The following is a 20,204-nucleotide window of genomic DNA, read 5'->3' on the forward strand; positions in this document are numbered from 1 at the left end:
CCTAGACGAGACTGTCGCGCCACGCCCGGTGCAGGTCCGCGAACCTGCCGGTGCCCGCGACGAGTTCGGCGGGCGTCCCGTCCTCGACGATCCGCCCGTGTTCCATCACCAGGACGCGGTCCGCGATCTCCACCGTCGACAGGCGGTGCGCGATGACCACCGCGGTACGGCCGCGCAGCACCGTCGTCATGGCGCGCTGCACCGCCCGTTCACCGGGGATGTCCAGGGAACTGGTCGCCTCGTCGAGGATCAGGACGGCCGGATCGGCGAGCAAGGCCCGTGCGAACGCCACCAGTTGCCGCTGGCCCGCCGAGATACGGCCACCCCTCTTGCGCACGTCCGTGTCGTAGCCGTCGGGCAGCGCGGTGATGAAGTCGTGGGCGCCGATCGCCTTCGCGGCCCGTTCGATCTCCTCCCGACTCGCGTCGGGGCGGCCGATCGCGATGTTCTCCGCGACCGTGCCCGAGAACAGGAACGCCTCCTGGGTCACCATCACCACACCGCGCCGGAGCTCGGGCAGGGACAGCTCGCGCAGATCCACGCCGTCCAGCAGGACACGGCCGTCCGAGGGGTCGTAGAAGCGGGCCAGCAGCTTGGCGAGCGTCGACTTGCCCGCCCCGGTCGACCCGACGACGGCGACCGTCTGCCCGGCCGGCAGCGTCAGCGAGAACGTGGGCAGGACCTCGCCGCCGGTGCGGTACGCGAAGCGGACCCCGTCGAAGACGACCTCCCGGCCCGGAAGTTCACGCGGGAGAGCGGGCAGCGGCCGGGGTTCGGACGGCTCCGGCACGGACGGCGTCTGGGCCAGCAGACCGGAGATCTTCTCCAGCGAGGCCGCCGCGGACTGGTACGAGTTGAGGAACATGCCCAGCCGGTCGATCGGGTCGTACAGGCGGCGCAGATAGAGCACCGCCGCGGCCAGCACCCCGAGCTCCAGCGAACCCGACGCCACCCGCTGGGCGCCCCACAGGACGATCCCCGCGACCGCCGTGTTCGCGACCAGACGGGAGCCGACCACATAGCGCGCCATCTCCAGCAGCGCGTCACCGTTCGTCCGCTCGTGGCGCTGGTTGAGGACCTTGAAGTCGGCGTCGTTCGCGGCCTCCCGGCGGAAGGCGCGCACCGGGCGGATGCCGTTCATCGTCTCCGCGAACTTCACGATCACGGCGGCGATCGCCGTCGAACGCAGCGCGAAGATACGGCCCGCACGGCGCTGGTAGAGACGGATCAGGAGGTACAGCGGCACGAACGAGACCACCGCGACCGCGCCCAGGCCGAGATCCAGCCAGAGCAGCATCGCCGAGATGTAGACGAAGGACAGGATGACGGTGACGAGTTCCTGGAGACCTTCGCTGAGCAGTTCGCGCAGCGACTCGACGTCCGTCGTGGAACGCGAGATCAGCCGGCCCGAGGTGTAGCGCTCGTGGAAGTCGACGCTGAGCGCCTGCGCGTGGCGGAAGATCCGGCCGCGCAGGTCCAGCAGCACGTCCTGGTTGACCCGCGCGGAGGCGATGATGAACCCGTACTGAAGCCCTCCGGAGGCCACCGAGCACAGCAGGTACGCGACGCCGACGGCGATCAGCGGGCCGTGGTCGTCGTGCCGGAACGCGGGTACCGCCCGGTCGATGGCGTACGCCACCAGCAGCGGGCCCGCCTGCACCGCGGCCTGCTGGAGCAGCAGGAGGACGGTGGTGACGACCACACGGGCGCGGAGCGGGGCGAGCAGGGAGCGCAGCAGCGCGCCGGTCGCGCCCGGGGGAGCGGGCAGCGTGTCGCGGTCGAAGGGGTCCTCGTGCCGCGCCTGGTCCGGAGCCGGCCGGTCCTGGTCCGGCGCGGTGGTGGTGGGCGCCGTCATCGCTGGTCCTCCTTCATGCGGTCGGTGACGTCCGCTGCCTCGACGCCGACGACGGCGTCCGTGTCCCCGCCGGCCCCCGGTTCCCTGCCGGTGCCGCTGTCCCGATCGGCCCCCGGTTCCCCGCTGACGCCGGTGTCCCCGTCGGCCCCGGGTTCCCCGCCGGTGTCGGCGCCCGACATCAGCCAGGCGTACTCGGCGTTCGTACGCAGCAGTTCGTGATGCGTGCCGACCGCGGCGATGCGGCCGCCGGAGAGCAGGGCCACCCGGTCGGCGAGCAGCACCGTGGACGGGCGGTGCGCCACGATCAGTGCCGTCGTCTGGGCCAGCACCCGGCGCAGCGCGGCCTCGACCGCGGCCTCCGTGTGGACGTCCAGCGCCGACAAGGGGTCGTCGAGCACCAGGAAGCGCGGGCGGCCCACCACCGCCCTGGCCAGGGCGAGGCGTTGCCGCTGCCCGCCCGAGAGGCTCAGCCCCTGCTCACCCACCTGGGTCGCCGTACCGTTCGGCAGCCCCTGCGCGAAGTCGGCCTGCGCGACGGCCAGCGCGCGGTCCAGCTCCGTCTCCCCGGCCCCGTCCGCCGCGCCCATGAGCACGTTCTCCCCGACACTCGCCGAGAAGAGGGTGGGCTCCTCGAAGGCGACCGCGACGAGTTCGCGGAGCTCCTCGCGGGGCATGGCCGTGATGTCCCGGCCGTCCAGGGTGATCCGGCCGGAGGTCACCTCGTGCAGCCGGGGCACGAGCGCGGTGAGCGTCGTCTTGCCGGAGCCGGTCGCGCCCACCAGGGCCATCGACTCACCCGGGCGGACGTGCAGGTCGATGTCGTCCAGCACGGGGGCGGAGTCCACGGGGGCGTCCGGGTAGCGGAACCGCACCGAGCGGAACCGGAGACCGCCGCCGTCCCCGGCCGCCACGGCGGCGATGTCCGCGGACTCCGGCCGGGCGTCCATGACCTCGAAATAGCGCTGCGTCGCGGTGGCCGCCTCCTGGCTCATCGCGAGGAGGAAGCCGATGGAGTCGATCGGCCAGCGCAGCGCGAGGGCCGTCGACAGGAAGGCGACCAGCGTCCCGGCGGAGAGGTCGCCGTCGGCGACCTGCACGGTGCCGAGGACGAGCGCGGCACCGATCGCGAGCTCCGGGAGGGTGACGATGACGGCCCAGATGGAGGCGAGCAGGCGGGCCTTGGCGAGTTCCGTGCTGCGCAGCGTGCGGGACAGCTCGTGGAAGGCGCGGGCCTGGCTGCGATGGCGGCCGAACCCCTTGATGATGCGGATGCCGAGGACGCTCTCCTCGACGACCGTCGTCAGGTCGCCGACCTGGTCCTGGGCCCGCCGCGCCACCTCCGCGTAGCGCCGCTCGAAGGCCCAGCAGACGATCATCACCGGGACCGCGGGAGCGAGCAGCACCAGCCCGAGCGTCCAGTCCTGGGCGAGCATGATGCCCACACCCGCAAGGATCGTCACCCCGTTGACCAGCAGGAAGGTCAGCGGGAACGCCAGGAACATGCGCAGCAGCATCAGGTCCGTGGTGCCCCGGGACAGCAACTGCCCCGAGGCCCACCGGTCGTGGAAGGCGACGGGCAGGCGCTGGAGGTGCCGGTACAGGTCCGCCCGCATGTCCGCCTCGACGCCCGCAAGGGGCCGGGCCACCAGCCACCGCCGCAGCCCGAACAGGCCCGCCTCGGCGAAGCCGAGCAGCAGCAGCCAGAGCGCGCCGAGCCAGACGCCCGCCGGATCGCGGTCGGCGACGGGACCGTCCACCATCCACTTCAGGACGAGCGGGAACACCAGCCCCGTACAGGAGGCGACCACCGCGATGCCCGCGGCGCCGAACAGCCGCGCGCGCACCGGCCGCACGTACGGCCACAGGCGCAGCAGACTGCGCACGGTGGAAGCGCCGGCACCGCGCGCGTCCGCGGCGCGGTCCCCGGTCCCGGCGTCGTCCCCGGCCGGGGCAGGATCCTTGGTCACTGCATCTGTTGTGGGCATCAACGGCGAGCCTACGGTTCGGCACCGACAGCGCCCACCGAGTTTTGGCCGGACCGCACGCGCCCGGCGGGCCGCGACCCGGCCGTCCGGCCGGTCGTGCCCGAGCACCGGCCGGACCGGCCGGTGCGGTGCCGAGGACGACGGCCCCGCGGTCGCCCTCGACCTGGGCGGCCCGGTCCGACTACGCCTGCGGATAGGGCAGCAGCCCGCCCGCGATGCGCTCCCAGGACGCCTTCAGGTCGGCCAGCAGCTCCGGCTCGTCGCCGGCGAGGTCGGCCTGCTCGCGCCGGTCGGCGGCGAGGTCGTACAGATGCTCCTTGCCCGCGTCGTCCTGGTAGTACTTCCACTTCCCGCGCCGCAGCGCCCGGTTGGCCCTGACCCGCCAGAACAGGTCGCGCTCCGGCAGCTCCTCGCCGCGCAGCAGATAGCCCGCCAGGCTGGTCCCGTCCAGCGGATGGGCCGGGTCGGGGTGCGCACCGCCCAGCTCCAGCAGTGTCGCGGTCCAGTCGGGCGAGAAGACCGGCTCGTGGCTGACCTGGTGCCCGTCCACGCGGGCCGGCCAGCGCACGATCGTCGGCACCCGGATACCGCCCTCCAGCAGCACGAACTTCTCCCCGCTGAGGGGCCAGTTGTAGCTGTACCGTTCACCGCCGTTGTCACTGGCGAACACCACCAGCGTGTTCTCCTCCTGCCCGGACCGGCGCACCGCCGCGAGCACCTCGCCGACGGCCGCGTCCAGGCTCTCGACCATCTGCGCGTACTTCTCGACCGAGCCGCCGTCGTAGTGGTTGAGCGCGGTGACCACCTCGCCCGGGGACTTCGCGGACCGGATGCTCGCGGCGATCGCGGCGCCCGTCTCCTCGTCGCCCTCCGCCAGCCAGGGCCAGTGCGGCGTGGTGAAGTTGAGGTTGAGCAGCCACGGCTTGTCGTGCTCGCGGCCCACGTACTCCACGGCCCGCTCCGTGAGCACGGTCGTGTAGTACCGCAGGTCCTGGTAGGTCGCGTCGCCCTCGTACAGGTCGTACTCGCCGAGCTGGCCGAGCTTCGAGAAGTACTCCAGCGCACCGCCGAAATTGCCGAAGAACTCGTCCCAGCCCGACTTGGTGGGGCTGTAGTCGGGCAGCCAGCCGCAGTGCCACTTCCCGATGAGCGCGGTGGCGTACCCCGCCTTCCGCAGCAGCGACGCGAGCGTCGGATGGCTCGGGTCGAGTCCCTGCGTACGGTTGCCGACCGGCTCGGCGAGCCCGCCCTTCGTACGGCCCGGATAGCGCCCGGTGTACAGGCTGAACCGGGTGGGGGAGCAGGTCGCCGACCCCGAGTACGCGTCGGTGAACCGCACACCCTGCCGGGCCAGCCGGTCCAGGTGCGGCGTCCTGATGTGCGGGGCGCCGTAGGACGACAGGTCGGCCCAGCCGAGGTCGTCGCCGAGGATCACCAGGAGGTTGGGGCGTGCGCGGGAGGCGGACGCGGCGTCACGGGCCCGGAAGGGGCGTTCGTCGGGAGCGGCCGCTGCGGTGGTGCCGGCGACGGCGGTCACGGCACCGCCGCCGAGGAGACCGCCGAAAGCACGGCGGGACAACTCGGACATGAGAATCCTCGAGGCAAGGGAGTGCCCGGCGCGGGACCCGACAGAACGCGACGGGACCCACGAGGGGCACGAAAGGAAAGGGGAAAAAGGGGAAAGGAGGGAGAGGAGAAGAAGGGAGGAGACGGCGACCGCGGGGCCGGCGACAGAGGCGCCGGGCTGCGGGACCAGCGGCAGACGGCGCGGACCACGGGCCCAGCACAGACGGCGCCGGACTACGGGGTCAGCGGCAGACGGCGCCGGACCACGGGGTCAGCGACAGATGGCGCTGGACTGCCGGCACAGATCGACGTGGCGCCGCTCCACGAGCGCGACGCGCGCCCGACGGTGGTCAGCGGATGGCCTCATGACCATGGACGGTGCCAGTGGGGCTGCCGGGGCGTCAAGGACACGTCCACACTGCGGAAGCCGGCGCACCCCGCGCCCCTCAGACGACCCTGAGCAGCAGGACGGACCGCGCCGGCACCGTGATCGAGGCCCCCGCCGGGTGCTCGACACCGGGCGCCTCCCCCTGCTCCTCCCGAGAGGTGTCCACGACCACCTCGTACCGCGCCGCCCAGGGCGTCCCCGGCAGCACGAAACCCACCGGCCGGTCGCCGGCGTGGAGCACGGCGAGAAAGCTGTCGTCCACGACGGGCACTCCCCGGGCGTCCCGCCCCGGGATGTCCCGCCCGGACAGATACATGCCCAGCGTCGCGGCGGGTGCGTACCAGTCCCGCTCCGTCATCTCCGTGCCCCTGGCGGTGAACCACGCCAGGTCCCGCAGCCCGTCCGCCGAGTGCGCCCGGCCGGAGAAGAACGCGCGCCGCCGCAGCACCGGATGCTCGTGCCGCAGGGCGATCAGCCGCGACGTGAGGTCGAACAGCGCCCGCCAACCCGGGTCGTCCAGGTGTGACCAGTCGACCCAGCTGATCTCGTTGTCCTGGCAGTACGCGTTGTTGTTGCCGCGCTGGGTCCGCCCGAACTCGTCGCCCGCGACCAGCATCGGCACCCCGGTGGACAGCAGCAGCGTGGTGAGCAGGTTCCTCAGCTGCCGCCGCCGCAACGCCCCGACACGATCGTCGCCGGTCTCGCCCTCGACACCGCAGTTCCAGGCGCGGTTGTCGTCGGAGCCGTCGCGGTTGGCCTCGCCGTTCGCCTCGTTGTGCTTGCGCTCGTAGGAGACGAGGTCCCGCAGCGTGAACCCGTCGTGCGCGGTCACGAAGTTCACCGACGCGTACGGCCGCCGCCCGCCCCACGCGTACAGGTCGCTGGACCCGGAGAGCCGGTAGCCCAGGTCGCGCACATCGGGCAGCGCGCCCCGCCAGAAGTCCCGTACGGCGTTGCGGTACCGGTCGTTCCACTCCGTCCACAGGGGCGGGAAGGCCCCCACCTGATATCCCCCGGATCCCACGTCCCAGGGCTCCGCGATCAGCTTCACGCGCCGGAGCACCGGGTCCTGGGCGATCACGGCCAGGAACGGCGACAGCATGTCGACGTCGTGCATCGAGCGCGCCAGGGCCGCCGCCAGGTCGAACCGGAAGCCGTCCACACCCATCTCCGTCACCCAATAGCGCAGGGAGTCGGTGATGAGCCGCAGCACATGGGGCTGCACCACGTGCAGTGTGTTCCCGCACCCCGTGTAGTCGGCGTACCGGCGGGCGTCCGACTGGAGCCGGTAGTACCCCCGGTTGTCGATGCCGCGCAGCGACAGCATCGGGCCCAGCTCGCCCGCCTCCGCGGTGTGGTTGTAGACCACGTCGAGGATGACCTCGATGCCGGCCGCGTGCAGCGCGCGCACCATCCGCTTGAACTCGCCGACCTGCTGGCCGGTCGTCCCGGAGGCGGCGTACCCCGCGTGCGGCGCGAAGTAGCCGATCGAGTTGTAACCCCAGTAGTTCTTCAGGCCCTTGCGCAGCAGATGGTCCTCGTGCGCGAACTGGTGCACCGGCAGCAGCTCCACCGCCGTCACCCCGAGCTGCACCAGGTGCTCGACCGCGGCCGGGTGCGCGAGACCCGCGTAGGTGCCCCGCAGTTCCTCCGGCACCCCCGGGTGCAGACGGGTGAATCCGCGCACGTGCACCTCGTAGATCACCGAGTCCGCCCACGGGGTCTTCGGACGGTGGTCGTCCGACCAGTCGTCGTCGTCATGCACCACGACGCCCTTGGGCACGTACGGAGCCGAGTCGCGGTCGTCGCGCACGGTGTCGGCGACCTGCTGCTGCGGCCAGTCCCGCACATGCCCGTACACCTCGGGCGGGAGGCTGAAGTCGCCGTCCACCGCACGCGCGTACGGGTCGAGGAGCAGCTTCGCCGGGTTCCAGCGGGCGCCCGTCCACGGATCCCAGCGGCCGTGCACGCGGTAGCCGTAGCGGCGGCCGGGGAGCACGTCGGGCACGAAACCGTGCCAGATCTCATGCGTGAGTTCGGTCAGCGGGACGCGGGTCTCCGCGCCCCGCTCGTCGAAGAGGCACAGCTCCACGGCCTCCGCACCGCCCGCCCACAGGGCGAAGTTGGTGCCGGCGACGCCGTCCGGCCCGACGCGGAAGCGCGCGCCCAGCGGGGTCGGGGCGCCCGGCCACACGGCCACGGCGGGCGCCGCCGCGGACGGGGCCTCGGCGGCGTCCCCGGGAGGCGGCACGACCTGCCGCGTCCGGGCGCCGTTCGACACGGGGGCCGACTGCATGGGCAGTCCGCCGCCCGCGGCACGTCCCTCCTGGACGGCCTCCTGCTCGGGTGCGCTCGACACCGGTCAGCCTCCCGCGGCTCGATGGAACGACGGGAAAAGGAGCGTACGGAGTCCCGGCCCAGCTCCCCGTCGCGTCGTCCTCCCCACTGTTCTGCCCAGAGCATGGCTCGCACTCACGTTTCCCCGGAGGGGCACGGTCGTTGGGACCCGTGTACCGCAGTTCCCGGGGACGACCCCGGACCCCCGGCCGGAAAGACAGAGGTTCGAGTGGGACACATGACATGGGGCCCGCGGCGCGCCGGCACCGCGCTGGCCGCCGTACTGACCTGGGCCGGCCTGCTGGCCGGAGCCGCCAGCTGCACCTCGGGGGGAATCGACGAGGTGCTGGGCAAGGCACCGTCGTCCGGGGACGTCATCCGCGTCTCCCCGGCCGACGACAGCAAGGACGTACGACCGGACAAGACGCTGGAGGTGGGGGTGCCCGACGGGCGCCTGGAGTCCGTTCGGGTGGTCAAGTACCAGGACGCGCAGGAGTCCACGGTGCCCGGGCACCTGACGAACGACGGCCTGACCTGGAAGCCCGACGACGAACGGCTCGCGCTGGCCGCCAAGTACACGGTCGACGCGGTGGCCCTGGACGGGCACGGCCGGCGCTCGGCGCGCCACACGACGTTCACGACCGCCGTCCCCGACGAACGGTTCATCGCCTACGTCACCCCGGAGAACCGGTCCACCGTGGGCACCGGGATGATCATCTCGCTCAAGTTCAACCGGGAGATCACCGACCGGGCCGCCGTCGAACGCGCCGTCCACATCGACACCCGGCCCGCCGTCGAGGTGCGCCCGCACTGGTTCGGCAAGGAGCGCCTCGACTTCCGGCCGCGGGAGTACTGGAAGCCCGGCACCAAGGTCACGGTCGGCCTGCGGCTGCGTGACGTCGAGGGCGCCCACGGCGTGTACGGACTCCAGTACAAGACCTTCTCGTTCACCGTCGGGCGCAGCCAGGTCTCGCTCGTCGACGCCGCCGCGCACACCATGGAAGTACGGCGCGACGGCGACCTCTTCGCCACCGTGCCGATCAGCGCCGGCGCCCCCAAGAACCCCACCTACAACGGGAAGATGGTCGTCACCGAGATGCTGGAGGTGACACGGATGAACAGCCAGACGGTCGGATTCGGCGGCGAGTACAACATCCCCGACGTCCCCCACGCGATGCGGCTCACCGACTCCGGCACCTTCCTGCACGGCAACTACTGGGCCACGGACGTCTTCGGCAACAGCAACGCCAGTCACGGCTGCGTGGGCCTGCGGGACGTGAAGGGCGGCAGCTCGGACACCCCCGCCGGCTGGTTCTTCGACCGCAGTCTCATCGGCGACGTCGTCGAGGTCGTCAACAGCGAAGACAAAACGGTCGCTCCCGACAACGGGCTCAGCGGCTGGAACATGGGCTGGAAGCAGTGGAAAGCGGGTGGGGCGGTGAGGTAGCCCGACAAAGGGGTACGCGCACGACGCACTCCAGCGGCGCCCCGTACGGCCGAAGTTGGGACTGAACAGTGACATTCCCGGGGAGCCATCCCTCCTGGCCGTGTGATTAATTAGCGCGATACGCGCGTGGGACGCGCTGGAGTGCGGGCCTGATCAGGCCGTGCGAGGGGAGAACAACTTTGAACGGGCGACCGATATCGGGGGCGTCGGTTGGCGCGCGGACACACCGGAAGCGGGGGGTGTCGGCGTTGCTGCTCGCCTCCCTCCTGCTCGCGGTGAGCGCCTGCGGCGGCGGAGGGGACTCGGACTCCGGGTCCGAGAAGAGTGACGGCAAGGGCAAGGCCTCCAGTTCGGCGGACACCAAGGCCTCGCAGGCCGTCGTGACCATCGCCCCCAAGGACGGCGCCGACGACGTGAAGACCAGCGGCGCCCTCAAGGTGACCGCGGCCAAGGGCAAGCTGACCGAGGTCAAGGTCGAGGACACCAAGGGCAAGGCGGTCGAGGGGACCATCACGGACGGGGGCGCCAGCTGGACGCCCTCCACCCACCTCGCCTCCGCCACCAAGTACAAGGTCCACGCGGTGGCCAAGGACTCGGACGGCCGTGAGGCGGCCGAGGAGTCGGCCTTCACCACCCTCACCCCGAAGAACACCTTCGTCGGCATCTACACGCCCGAGGACGGCTCGAAGGTCGGCGTCGGGATGCCGTTCTCCGTCCACTTCACGCGGGGCATCACGCATCCGGACGCCGTCGAGAAGGCCATCCGGATCAAGACCGAGCCCGCGGTCGACGTCGAGGGCCACTGGTTCGGCAACGACCGCCTCGACTTCCGTCCCGAGGAGTACTGGAAGGCCGGCACCGAGGTCACCGTGAGCCTCGATCTCGACGGCGTCGAAGGCCGTCCGGGCGTCTACGGCAAGCAGACCAAGACCGTGAAGTTCACGATCGGCCGCAGCCAGGTGACCACGGTCGACGCCAAGACCCACAAGATGGTCGTCAAGCGCGACGGCAAGGTCCTCAAGACCATCCCCATCACCACGGGCAAGCCGGGCTACGACACCTGGAACGGCCAGATGGTCATCAGCGAGCGCCTCAAGGTGACCCGCATGAACGGCGAGACGGTCGGCTACGGCGGCGAGTACGACATCAAGGACGTGCCGCACGCCCAGCGCCTGACCAACTCCGGCACGTTCATCCACGGCAACTACTGGGGCGGCGGCGCCTTCGGCAACTACAACGCCAGCCACGGCTGCATCGGCGTACGCGACGTGCGCGGAGGCTACGACAGCAAGGTGCCGGCGGCCTGGTTCTACGACAACTCGATCATCGGCGACGTGGTGATCGTGAAGAACTCCAAGGACAAGACGGTCGCCCCGGACAACGGCCTCAACGGCTGGAACATGTCCTGGTCCGACTGGACCAAGTAGAAGCTCCACCGGTACGGGCCGGGTGTGCTGTGACTCAGCACACCCGGCCCGTCGCCGTTAACGCCCACTAACCTGCTCCCATGACTGTGCATCTCGAAGTAGCCGAAGGCGTGGGCACCATCCGCCTGGACCGCCCGCCGATGAACGCGCTGGACGTCGCCACGCAGGACCGGCTCAAGGAGCTCGCCGAGGAGGCCACGCGCCGGGCGGACGTCCGCGCGGTCGTCCTGTACGGCGGGGAGAAGGTGTTCGCGGCGGGCGCGGACATCAAGGAGATGCAGGCCATGGACCACGCGGCGATGGTCGTGCGGTCCCGGGCCCTGCAGGACTCCTTCACCGCCGTCACCCGCATCCCCAAGCCGGTCGTCGCCGCCGTCACCGGATACGCGCTCGGTGGCGGCTGCGAACTGGCCCTCTGCGCCGACTACCGCATCGCCGCGGACAACGCCAAGCTGGGCCAGCCCGAGATCCTGCTCGGCCTGATCCCCGGCGCCGGCGGCACCCAGCGGCTGTCCCGTCTGATCGGCCCGTCCAAGGCCAAGGACCTCATCTTCACCGGCCGTATGGTCAAGGCCGACGAGGCGCTCTCCCTCGGCCTGGTGGACCGGGTCGTCCCCGCCGACGAGGTGTACACCGCCGCGCACGCCTGGGCGTCGAAGCTCGCGCAGGGCCCCGCGATCGCGCTGCGCGCGGCCAAGGAGTCGATCGACGCGGGTCTGGAGACGGACCTCGAGACCGGGCTCGCCATCGAGCGGAACTGGTTCGCGGGCCTGTTCGCCACGGAGGACCGGGAGCGGGGCATGCGCAGCTTCGTCGAGGAGGGCCCCGGGAAGGCCAAGTTCCTCTGAACGCCCGCCGCGCAATGCAGCGAAAGTCACTTGACAAATTCCGCTGATCCACTTGCAGTTGACGCGGTGTCTTATCCGGCGTCGCCCGAAGGGACGGTTTATGGGAGCCTTAACGCAGCCTTAAGCCGACCTTGTCGGGGGTCGTCGGCGATTGCCCCGGCGAGGTGTGTCCGCCCAGGTCAGCCGGGCTCTCGAAAGCCCTGAACTGCCTCTGTCATATGCCGATCGAATGTTGCGGAATGAAGTGTTCCGGGGGGCGTATTCCTCCGGAACGCCTCCGAAGGATGCTCTGGGCGGCCATGATGGGGGCATGGCGGGGCTGGAGGGTATCGAACAGCCGCGGCGGCACGGGAGTGCGACCGCGGCGCGCTGGACGCCTGCGGTCGAGGACGAACGGGCGCTCAAGGCCCTGGAACTGTTCGGCAATCCGACCGAGGCGGAGGTGCCGCTGCCGTCCCGCCCCGAGTCCGCGGCCACCGCGCGTCGGCTCACCCAGGTCGTGGTCCTGCGTCACTGGGGGCTGTCGCCCAAGATGACCGAGGACACCGTCCTGCTCGTCTCGGAACTCGTCGGAAACGCCGTGCGGCACACGGGTGCCCGCGTCTTCGGGCTCCGGATGCGCCGCCGCCGTGGCTGGATCCGCATCGAGGTCCGTGATCCCTCGCGCGGGCTGCCCTGTCTGATGCCCGTTCAGGAACTCGACCTCAGCGGCCGTGGCCTCTTCCTCGTCGACAAGCTCTCCGACCGCTGGGGCGTCGATCTCCTGCCCCGCGGCAAGACCACCTGGTTCGAGATGCGCGTGGCCGACCGCTGACATGCGGGACCCCGGCCGCCGTGCGGCCGGGGTCCGAGGGCGCCGCGGAACGAATTGGGGTGTGATCCGCGGCGCCGGCGACAACCATGGCCCGGGTCAATGGGTGGAGGTCGCACCGCTGACTATCGCAGACGGGCCCGACTGATCCAAAAGCACCGCCGAACCTGTACGCCCGCTGTGCACCCCACGTTCACCTCCCACCCAACTCCCGCTCCGCCGCCCCCCAATGACCCCGGACCCGCCCTCTCCCCGGGTCCCCGGCACTGTCCGGGATCGGCCTGGACGGCCTCGTCCTCAATCGCCGGACGGGCTGAGAGGTGTGGCCCTCGGCTCTCAAGTGGGCGGGGCCAGGGCTGCCCCCGCCCAGCCCTCAAGCGGGCGCACTGGCGCGCGACCCCTCTCCTCGGGCCCCCGGCGCTCCCCGAGATCGGCCTGAACGGGCGCATGGGGGTGCGCCCCCGCTCCCGGGCTCCCCTGCACTGTCCGGGATCGGCCTGGACGGCCTCGTCCTCAATCGCCGGACGGGCTGAAAGGTGCCCCCGACTCTCAAGTGGACGGGCTCTCAAGTGGACGGGCTGAGGGGAGCCTCTGACTCTCAAGTGGACGGGCCCATGGCACACTCCGCTCTCAAGTGGACGGGCCCATGGCACACTCCGCTCTCACGTGGATGGGCCGGTGCCGGCCTTTGCTCTCACGTGGACGGGCCGGTGGCGGCCTTTGCTCTCACGTGGGACCGGGGCCGGTCTTCTTGGGGGACGCACGCCCCACCCACACGTGCACCCGGCCACCGGCCGGAGGGGCCGTGCCGGTGAATCAAATGCCCGTCGCGGACGGCGACACGAACACGCCGAGGATCCACCAGCTCCCTCCGCACGACGGCTGCGACGGGCGGATCACCGGCACGGACCCGCCCCACCCACCGGACCGGACCCGCCGACCACGGACCCGCACCACGGCCACGGCGGGCGAATCACCGAACCGAACCCGCCCCACCCACCGAACCGGACCCGCCGACCACGGACCCGCACCACGGCCACGGCCACGGCGGGCGAATCACCGGACCGGCACCGCGGCGGTACCGCAGAGGGCGCCCACCGGCCCAGCCCCCGGGACCGCACACGCGACCCGTACATCCCTCACTAGGGCCAATCAGCAGTTTCAAGGGCGTTTCGCCCTTAAATGGTGCGGGTGACCACGCCGCCCGCACACCCCCCGCAGTCACCGACCGCACCCCCCGCCCCGGACCGGCGGACGGCGCTGCGATCCGGGGCCGCGCTGGCCGCCGGAACGATGACCGCAGGCTGCTCGACCGCCGGAGCCGCCTCACCCCCGCCAACGCTCACACCCACGCACCCCCGGCCCCAGACCCGGCCCGCCGACAGCCCCCCGGCCACCGCCACCCCCGGCAACGGCACCACAACCCCCACCGCCCCCACCCCCCGCACCTTCCCGTCCCAGCCCGCCGAGATCACCCACGGCCCCCGCACCCGCCCCCTGGTCGCCCTCACCTTCCACGGCCAGGGCGACCCGGCCATCGCCGCCTCGGTGCTCGGCGAGGCGGAGAAGGCCGGCGCCCGCGTCACGGTGCTCGCCGTCGGCACCTGGCTCGACGAGCACCCCGACGTCGCCCGCCGCATCCTCGACGGCGGCCACGATCTCGGCAACCACACCCTCCACCACCTGGACATCAACTCCATGCCGGAGGCGGACGCCGACGCGGAGATCCGCGGCTGCGCGGACCGCCTGAGACGGCTCACCGGCTCGATCGGCACCTGGTTCAGACCCTCCCGCACCGCCCGCGCCTCCCCGGAAGTCGCCCGGCTGGCCCGCCGCGCGGGCTACCCCCACGTCCTCTCCTACGACGTCGACTCGCTCGACTACACCTCGCCGGGCGCCCCCGCCGTCACCCGCAAGGTCATCGGCGAGGTCCGCAACGGTTCCGTGGTGAGCCTGCACTTCGGCTACGCGGACACGGTGACGGCCCTCCCCTCCCTCCTGCACGAACTCGACCGCCGCGGCCTGCGCGCGGTCACCACCACGGAGCTGCTGAGCTGATGCAGATGCTGATGCACCCCACCGCCGCCGGGCGCGCACGGACCACCGGCGTCGCCGTCACCGCGCTCGCCGCCCTCGCCGCGCTCACCGGACTCACGGGCTGCGGCAGCGACTCGACGGACCACGCGACCGAGGCGCTGGGCAGCAAGCCGGCCGTCCAGTCGCCGCCCCCGCCGAAGAAGCCGCAGGTGCGGGTCCTGCCCGGTATGCCCCCGGTGCTGAACCCCAAGGACGTCTACGCCGCGGACCGCCCGAACAAGCTCTCCCCGGTGGTCAAGGACTTCCCGTCCCGCGTCTACGTGCCCAACACCAACTCCAACACCGTCTCGGTCATCGACCCGAAGACGTACCGGGTCGTCAAGACGATCCCGGTGGGCACACAGCCCCAGCACGTCGTCCCGTCGTGGGACATGAAGACGCTGTGGGTCAACAACGACAAGGGCAATTCCCTCACTCCCATCGACCCGAAGACCGGCAAGGCGGGCAAGGCGGTCCCGGTGCACGACCCGTACAACCTCTACTTCACCCCGAACGGCAAGTACGCGATCGTCATGGCCTCGCTCGACCGCGAGCTCGTCTTCCGTGACGCGCACACCATGAAGCGGGTGAAGACGGAGCCGGTGAGCTGCTACGGCGTGAACCACGCGGACTTCTCCTTGGACGGCCGCTACTTCATCGCCTCCTGCGAGTTCAGCGGCGAGGTGCTGAAGGTCGACACCCAGAAGATGAAGGTGGTCGCGCAGGAGAAGATCCCGTTCGCGGGCTCGATGCCTCAGGACGTGAAGATCTCGCCCGACGGCAAGCGGTTCTACATCGCCGACATGATGGCGGGCGGCGTGTGGGTCCTGGACGGCGACAAGTTCTCCAAGCCGACCCTGCTGCGCACCGGCAAGGGCACGCACGGCCTGTACGTCAGCCGCGACTCGCGCCGGATGTACATCTCCAACCGCGGCGAAGGCACCATCTCCATCTTCGACTTCACGAAGAACCGGCTCACGGAGAAGTGGCCGCTGCCGGGCGGCGGCAGCCCGGACATGGGCGGGGTCTCGGCCGACGGCAAGGTCCTGTGGCTGTCTGGCCGTTACGACTCCGAGGTGTACGCCATCGACACCCGCACGGGCACGCAGCTCGCCCGCATCCCGGTCGGGAGCGGTCCGCACGGCCTCGCGGTGTATCCGCAGCCGGGCCGCTACTCACTGGGCCACACGGGCATCTTCCGCTAGGACCTGACACGCCGCCGTACGGGTGACGGTCCCCGGCCCGCCACCGCGGACCCGAGATCGTGCTGCCATGATCACAACTCGCCTGCGGCGCAGGGCCGCTGCCGTCGTCCTCTCCTTCGCGGCCGTCTTCGCGACGTCCGCCGCGACGTCTGCCGCGACCCCCGCCGGGACCTCCGCCGGGATCTCCGGCGCCCCGGCTGCCGGGGCCGCGGCCCCCGCGTGCCCCCAGTTCGCGGATCCGGTGAAGGCCGCCGCCGACCGCCGTGTGGACGTCGACCGGATCACCCCCGCCCCGGTCTGGCGCAAGACCTGCGGCACGCTGTACCGCAGTGACAGCCGCGGCCCGGCGACCGTCTTCGAGCAGGGCTTCTACCCGAAGGACACCGTCGGCGGGCAGTACGACGTCGAGCAGTACGTCCTGGTCAACCAGCCCTCGCCGTACGTGTCGACGACGTACGACCACGACCTGTACAAGACCTGGTACAAGTCCGGCTTCAACTACTACATCGACGCGCCCGGCGGCGTGGACGTCAACAAGACGATCGGTGACACGCACAAGTGGGCCGACCAGGTCGAGGTCGCCTTCCCCGGCGGCATCGCGCGCCAGTACATCATCGGTGTCTGTCCGGTCGACAAGAAGACCAGGACGGAGATCATGAGCGACTGCGAGAGCAACCCGTACTACGAGCCCTGGCACTGACCTGAACTCGGCTGCCGCCCGGGCGGGTCGGGCGGAGCCGGACCCCGGCCGAGAGCCACGGTTCACCGAGCGACGAGCAACGCCTCGGACCCCACCGGCAGGTACCCGCCCGCCTGGAACGCCCGCAGACTGCGGGCGTTCCCCGGCGAGATCTGGGCCCACACCGGCTCACCTCCGCTCAGCTGCCGAGCCGCCGTCACCAACTGCCGCCCCAGACCGCGTTGCCGGGCGTGCTCGTCCACCTCGACCGCGACCTCCAGGCGTCCCGCGACCCCGCGCCCGAGGACCAGGACGCCGCCGTCCGCCGCCCACACCCGTACGGCGTCGCGCCGTTTCCGGGAGCCGGCCACGCGCGGATGGCCGGGGTCCTCGATCTCCGTGAGCCGCAGCGGTGGCGCGCCCGGCAGCGGGGAGCCGACGGCGAGCAGGTCGATCGTGTCGGTCGTACGGCCCGTGCGGTCCAGGAACGCCGTCAGGAACCGTGCGTTCATGCTGGCCGCGAGCGCGTCGCAGCGCGCGGCGCGCATCGCCTCGCGCACCCACTCGGGGTCCTCGTCGGTGAAGACGACGGAGTGCGCGGTGAGGGCGAGGACCCCGGCGTCCCGGTGGCTCGGCTGGGGCACGACGGTCGTACCGCCGTCCGCGGGCGGGAAGTCACCCCGCGCGACCGCGTCCAGAATGTCCCGCAGATTCTCCGTCGCCATCGCGCTCCCTTGAGTCTCCACCCACTGGAAGGCCCAGACTCGCAGACATGCAGTCTTCCCCGGGGGGCCACCCCCATGACCCCCCGCACGACGGCACCGGCCTCTTCACCATCGGAGCGCTGTCCCGGAGCACCGGCCTGTCCGTCCGTACGATCCGGTACTGGTCGGACGAGGGGGCGCTGCCCCCGGTGACCCGTTCCCCGGGCGGCTACCGGCTGTTCGACGCCGCGTCCGTGGCACGGCTGGAGCTGATCCGCACGCTGCGCGAGCTCGGTCTGGGGCTGGACGACGTTCGCAAGGTGCTCGCCGGCGAGACGACGGTCGCGGAGGTGGCCGCCGCGCACGTGGCGGCGCTGGACGCGCAGATCCGCTCGCTGCAGGTGACCCGGGCGGTGCTGTCGACCGTGGCGCGACGCGGCTCGACCGCTGAGGAGATGACACTGATGAACAAGCTGGCGCGGCTCTCGGCCGCGGAACGCAAGCGCATCGTCGACGACTTCATGGAGGAGACGTTCGGGGGCCTGGACACGGCGGACCCGGACATCCGCACCCGGATGCGGTTCACCCTGGCGGACCTGCCGGAGGAGCCGACGCCCGAGCAGGTGGACGCCTGGGTGGAGCTGGCCGAGATGATCCAGGACCGGGGCTTCCGGGCGAGGATGCGGAAGATGATCGAGTTCAACGCGGCGGACCGGGGGCCCGATGTGCCGGCCGGCACCTCCGTGTGGTTCATGAGCCGGCTGGTGCAGCTCGCCGGTGAGGCGCTGGAGCGGGGCGTCGAGCCAGGGTCGCCGGAGGCCGAGGAGGTGCTGCGCGGGCTGCTCGGCGACGCCGACCGGGCTGCCGTCCTGGAACGCATGGAGTCCGCCGCGCATGTCGAGATGGCCCGTTTCCGGGAGCTGAACGCGCTGGTGCGGGGGACGGAGCCGCTGTCCGCCCACCGGGAGGAGTTCGCCTGGGTACTCGCCGCACTCCGTGCCGGGGCGGCCCGTTAATCTGACGTCCGTAAACACGGCAGTACTACATGCAGTCATGCACGACGAAGGGGCGGATCGGTGGCGGACATCGAGGAAGCACGCAAGCAGTTCCAGCGGATCGATACGGATGGTGACGGTTTCATCACCGCAGCCGAGTTCAAGACCGCCCTGGCCCAGGAGGGTGACTGGAACGTCACCGAGTCGGTCGCCGAGGTGATCATCAAGACCCGGGACCTCAACGGGGACAAGGTCCTCTCGTTCGACGAGTTCTGGGCCCACCTGAACAAGTGACGCCCGCCCCGTGCGACGCGCGCAGAGGGCGCCCATCGGATCTCCGGTGGGCGCCCTCTGCTGTGTCGCCCCGGGTCCGGTCCGGTGGGTGGGGCGGGTCCGTGCCGGTGATCCGCCCGTCGCAGCCGTCGTGCGGAGGGAGCTGGTGGATCCTCGGCGTGTTCGTGTTGCCGTCCGCGACGGGCATTTGATTCACCGGCACGGCCCCTCCGGCCGGTGGCCGGGTGCACGTGTGGGTGGGGCGTGCGTCCCCCAAGAAGACCGGCCCCGGTCCCACGTGAGAGCAAAGGCCGCCACCGGCCCGTCCACGTGAGAGCGGAGTGTGCCATGGGCCCGTCCACGTGAGAGCGGAGTGTGCCATGGGCCCGTCCACTTGAGAGTCAGAGGCTCCCCTCAGCCCGTCCACTTGAGAGTCGGGGGCACCTTTCAGCCCGTCCGGCGATTGAGGACGAGGCCGTCCAGGCCGATCCCGGACAGTGCCGGGGAGCCCGGGAGCGGGGGCGCACCCCCATGCGCCCGTTCAGGCCGATCTCGGGGAGCGCCGGGGGCCCGAGGAGAGGGGTCGCGCGCCGGTGCGCCCGCTTGAGGGCTGGGCGGGGGCAGCCCTGGCCCCGCCCACTTGAGAGCCGAGGGCCACACCTCTCAGCCCGTCCGGCGATTGAGGACGAGGCCGTTCAGGCCGATCCCGGACAGTGCCGGGCGCCCGGTCGGACCGTAGGTCAACGGAAACGCACCAGGACCGAGGAGGGCCCCACCGCCTGGTGGAGAGCGGGCCCGGCCGCGGTGGACCCGAATGCCGTACACGACGGAATAGCGTGCTCGGAACCGGGGTTGGTGATCCCCATCAGGAGCATCAACCCTGGAAGGGCGTTGCACTCATGAAGATCGGCATCATCGGCGCGGGCAACATCGGCGGCAACCTCACCCGGCGGCTCACCGCCCTCGGCCACGACGTCTCCGTCGCCAACTCCCGCGGCCCCCACACGCTCACCGCGCTCGCCGAGGAGACCGGCGCGACACCCGTCGAGGTCGGGGACGCGGCACGCGACGCCGACCTCGTCGTGGTCACGGTCCCGCTGAAGGCGGTGCCGGACCTGCCGTCCGGGCTCTTCGACGGGGCCGCGGACGGTGTGGCCGTCATCGACACCGGCAACTACTACCCGCAGCAGCGCGACGGCAAGATCGCCGCCATCGAGGACGAGGGACTCACGGAGAGCGGCTGGACGGCCCGGCAGATCGGCCACACCGTCGTCAAGGCCTTCAACGGCACCTACGCCCAGGACATCCTCGACCGCTCCCGTCCGGCCGGTGCCCCCGACCGCATGGCCCTCCCGGTGGCGGGGGACGACGAGGCGGCCAAGCGGGTCGTCCGTGCTCTCATCGACGAGCTCGGCTTCGACACCGTCGACGCCGGGAGCCTGTCCGACTCCTGGCGCCAGCAGCCCGGCACCCCGGTCTACGGCCTCCAGGAAGGCACCGACGCGGTGACGAAGGCGCTGGCGGAGGCGTCGCCGGAGCGCTCGGCCGACTTCCGGGCCTGAGACCCCTACCCCGCGGAACGCGGGCACGGGTGCGGCCCGACCGGCC

Annotated in this window: 16 protein-coding genes; 10 read left to right on the plus strand and 6 right to left on the minus strand. The window is 71.5% G+C overall.

Translation table 11 applies throughout. The features are described from left to right. Position 1 precedes the first annotated feature (1 nt). The 5 genes from BKI49_RS26385 to glgX form a co-directional block, all read right to left on the minus strand. The gene (locus BKI49_RS26385; RefSeq protein WP_095936773.1) at positions 2–1,855 is read right to left on the minus strand and encodes an ABC transporter ATP-binding protein; all 1,854 of its coding nucleotides are present in this window, start codon (positions 1,853–1,855) and stop codon (positions 2–4) included. Beyond that, on the minus strand, positions 1,852–3,840 hold the full coding sequence (locus BKI49_RS26390; RefSeq protein ID WP_095936774.1) for an ABC transporter ATP-binding protein: 1,989 nt from the start codon (positions 3,838–3,840) through the stop codon (positions 1,852–1,854). Before BKI49_RS26390 ends, BKI49_RS26385 begins: the two co-directional genes overlap by 4 nt. Positions 3,841–4,021: 181 nt before the next feature. Beyond that, positions 4,022–5,428: a sulfatase family protein gene (locus BKI49_RS26395; protein WP_095936775.1), complete on the minus strand. Its 1,407-nt coding sequence runs from the start codon at positions 5,426–5,428 to the stop codon at positions 4,022–4,024. A gap of 249 nt (positions 5,429–5,677) precedes the next feature. Beyond that, positions 5,678–5,779 carry a putative leader peptide gene (locus BKI49_RS36360; protein ID WP_373557593.1) on the minus strand — a complete coding sequence of 34 codons (102 nt, stop codon included), beginning with the start codon at positions 5,777–5,779 and terminating at the stop codon, positions 5,678–5,680. A gap of 73 nt (positions 5,780–5,852) precedes the next feature. After that, complete coding sequence (glgX, locus tag BKI49_RS26400) at positions 5,853–8,153, minus strand: glycogen debranching protein GlgX (protein WP_095936776.1); 2,301 nt, start codon at positions 8,151–8,153, stop codon at positions 5,853–5,855. A 216-nt stretch (positions 8,154–8,369) separates the two neighbouring features. Between glgX and BKI49_RS26405 the strand changes: the two genes are divergently transcribed. From BKI49_RS26405 to BKI49_RS26435, 7 genes are all read left to right on the plus strand, one after another. Then, on the plus strand, positions 8,370–9,578 hold the full coding sequence (locus tag BKI49_RS26405; protein WP_095936777.1) for a L,D-transpeptidase: 1,209 nt from the start codon (positions 8,370–8,372) through the stop codon (positions 9,576–9,578). 179 nt (positions 9,579–9,757) lie between these two features. Continuing rightward, a complete protein-coding gene (locus BKI49_RS26410) occupies positions 9,758–11,005 on the plus strand; it encodes a L,D-transpeptidase (RefSeq protein WP_095936778.1) in 1,248 nt (415 codons plus the stop codon). Between the two features lie 80 nt (positions 11,006–11,085). Further along, positions 11,086–11,853 carry an enoyl-CoA hydratase/isomerase family protein gene (locus tag BKI49_RS26415; RefSeq protein ID WP_028805797.1) on the plus strand — a complete coding sequence of 256 codons (768 nt, stop codon included), beginning with the start codon at positions 11,086–11,088 and terminating at the stop codon, positions 11,851–11,853. 205 nt (positions 11,854–12,058) lie between these two features. Beyond that, positions 12,059–12,667, plus strand: a complete 609-nt coding sequence (locus BKI49_RS26420; protein WP_179332592.1) for an ATP-binding protein — start codon at positions 12,059–12,061, stop codon at positions 12,665–12,667. Between the two features lie 1,290 nt (positions 12,668–13,957). Next, positions 13,958–14,722 carry a polysaccharide deacetylase family protein gene (locus BKI49_RS26425; protein WP_257004964.1) on the plus strand — a complete coding sequence of 255 codons (765 nt, stop codon included), beginning with the start codon at positions 13,958–13,960 and terminating at the stop codon, positions 14,720–14,722. Between the two features lie 11 nt (positions 14,723–14,733). Further along, positions 14,734–15,945: a YncE family protein gene (locus BKI49_RS26430; protein ID WP_095936879.1), complete on the plus strand. Its 1,212-nt coding sequence runs from the start codon at positions 14,734–14,736 to the stop codon at positions 15,943–15,945. Between the two features lie 67 nt (positions 15,946–16,012). Next, positions 16,013–16,645 (plus strand): ADP-ribosyltransferase, encoded by a 633-nt coding sequence (locus tag BKI49_RS26435; protein WP_095936781.1) that lies wholly within the window; start codon positions 16,013–16,015, stop codon positions 16,643–16,645. A gap of 62 nt (positions 16,646–16,707) precedes the next feature. Here the strand turns inward: BKI49_RS26435 and BKI49_RS26440 are convergent, their stop codons facing one another. Beyond that, positions 16,708–17,349: a GNAT family N-acetyltransferase gene (locus tag BKI49_RS26440; protein ID WP_095936782.1), complete on the minus strand. Its 642-nt coding sequence runs from the start codon at positions 17,347–17,349 to the stop codon at positions 16,708–16,710. Positions 17,350–17,396: 47 nt separating this feature from the next. Between BKI49_RS26440 and BKI49_RS26445 the strand changes: the two genes are divergently transcribed. The 3 genes from BKI49_RS26445 to BKI49_RS26455 all read left to right on the plus strand — a co-directional run bounded on the left by BKI49_RS26445 (position 17,397) and on the right by BKI49_RS26455 (position 20,158). Beyond that, entirely contained in the window at positions 17,397–18,344 is a 948-nt protein-coding gene (locus BKI49_RS26445) for a MerR family transcriptional regulator (RefSeq protein ID WP_095936783.1), read from the plus strand. Between the two features lie 60 nt (positions 18,345–18,404). Continuing rightward, positions 18,405–18,617, plus strand: a complete 213-nt coding sequence (locus BKI49_RS26450; protein WP_095936784.1) for an EF-hand domain-containing protein — start codon at positions 18,405–18,407, stop codon at positions 18,615–18,617. An 815-nt stretch (positions 18,618–19,432) separates the two neighbouring features. Beyond that, positions 19,433–20,158, plus strand: coding sequence for an NADPH-dependent F420 reductase (locus BKI49_RS26455; protein WP_257004965.1), 726 nt, complete (start codon positions 19,433–19,435; stop codon positions 20,156–20,158). Positions 20,159–20,204 lie beyond the last annotated feature (46 nt).

It is taken from the genome of Streptomyces sp. Tue6028, from assembly GCF_002300165.1.
GTDB classification, from domain to species: Bacteria; Actinomycetota; Actinomycetes; order Streptomycetales; family Streptomycetaceae; genus Streptomyces; species Streptomyces siamensis.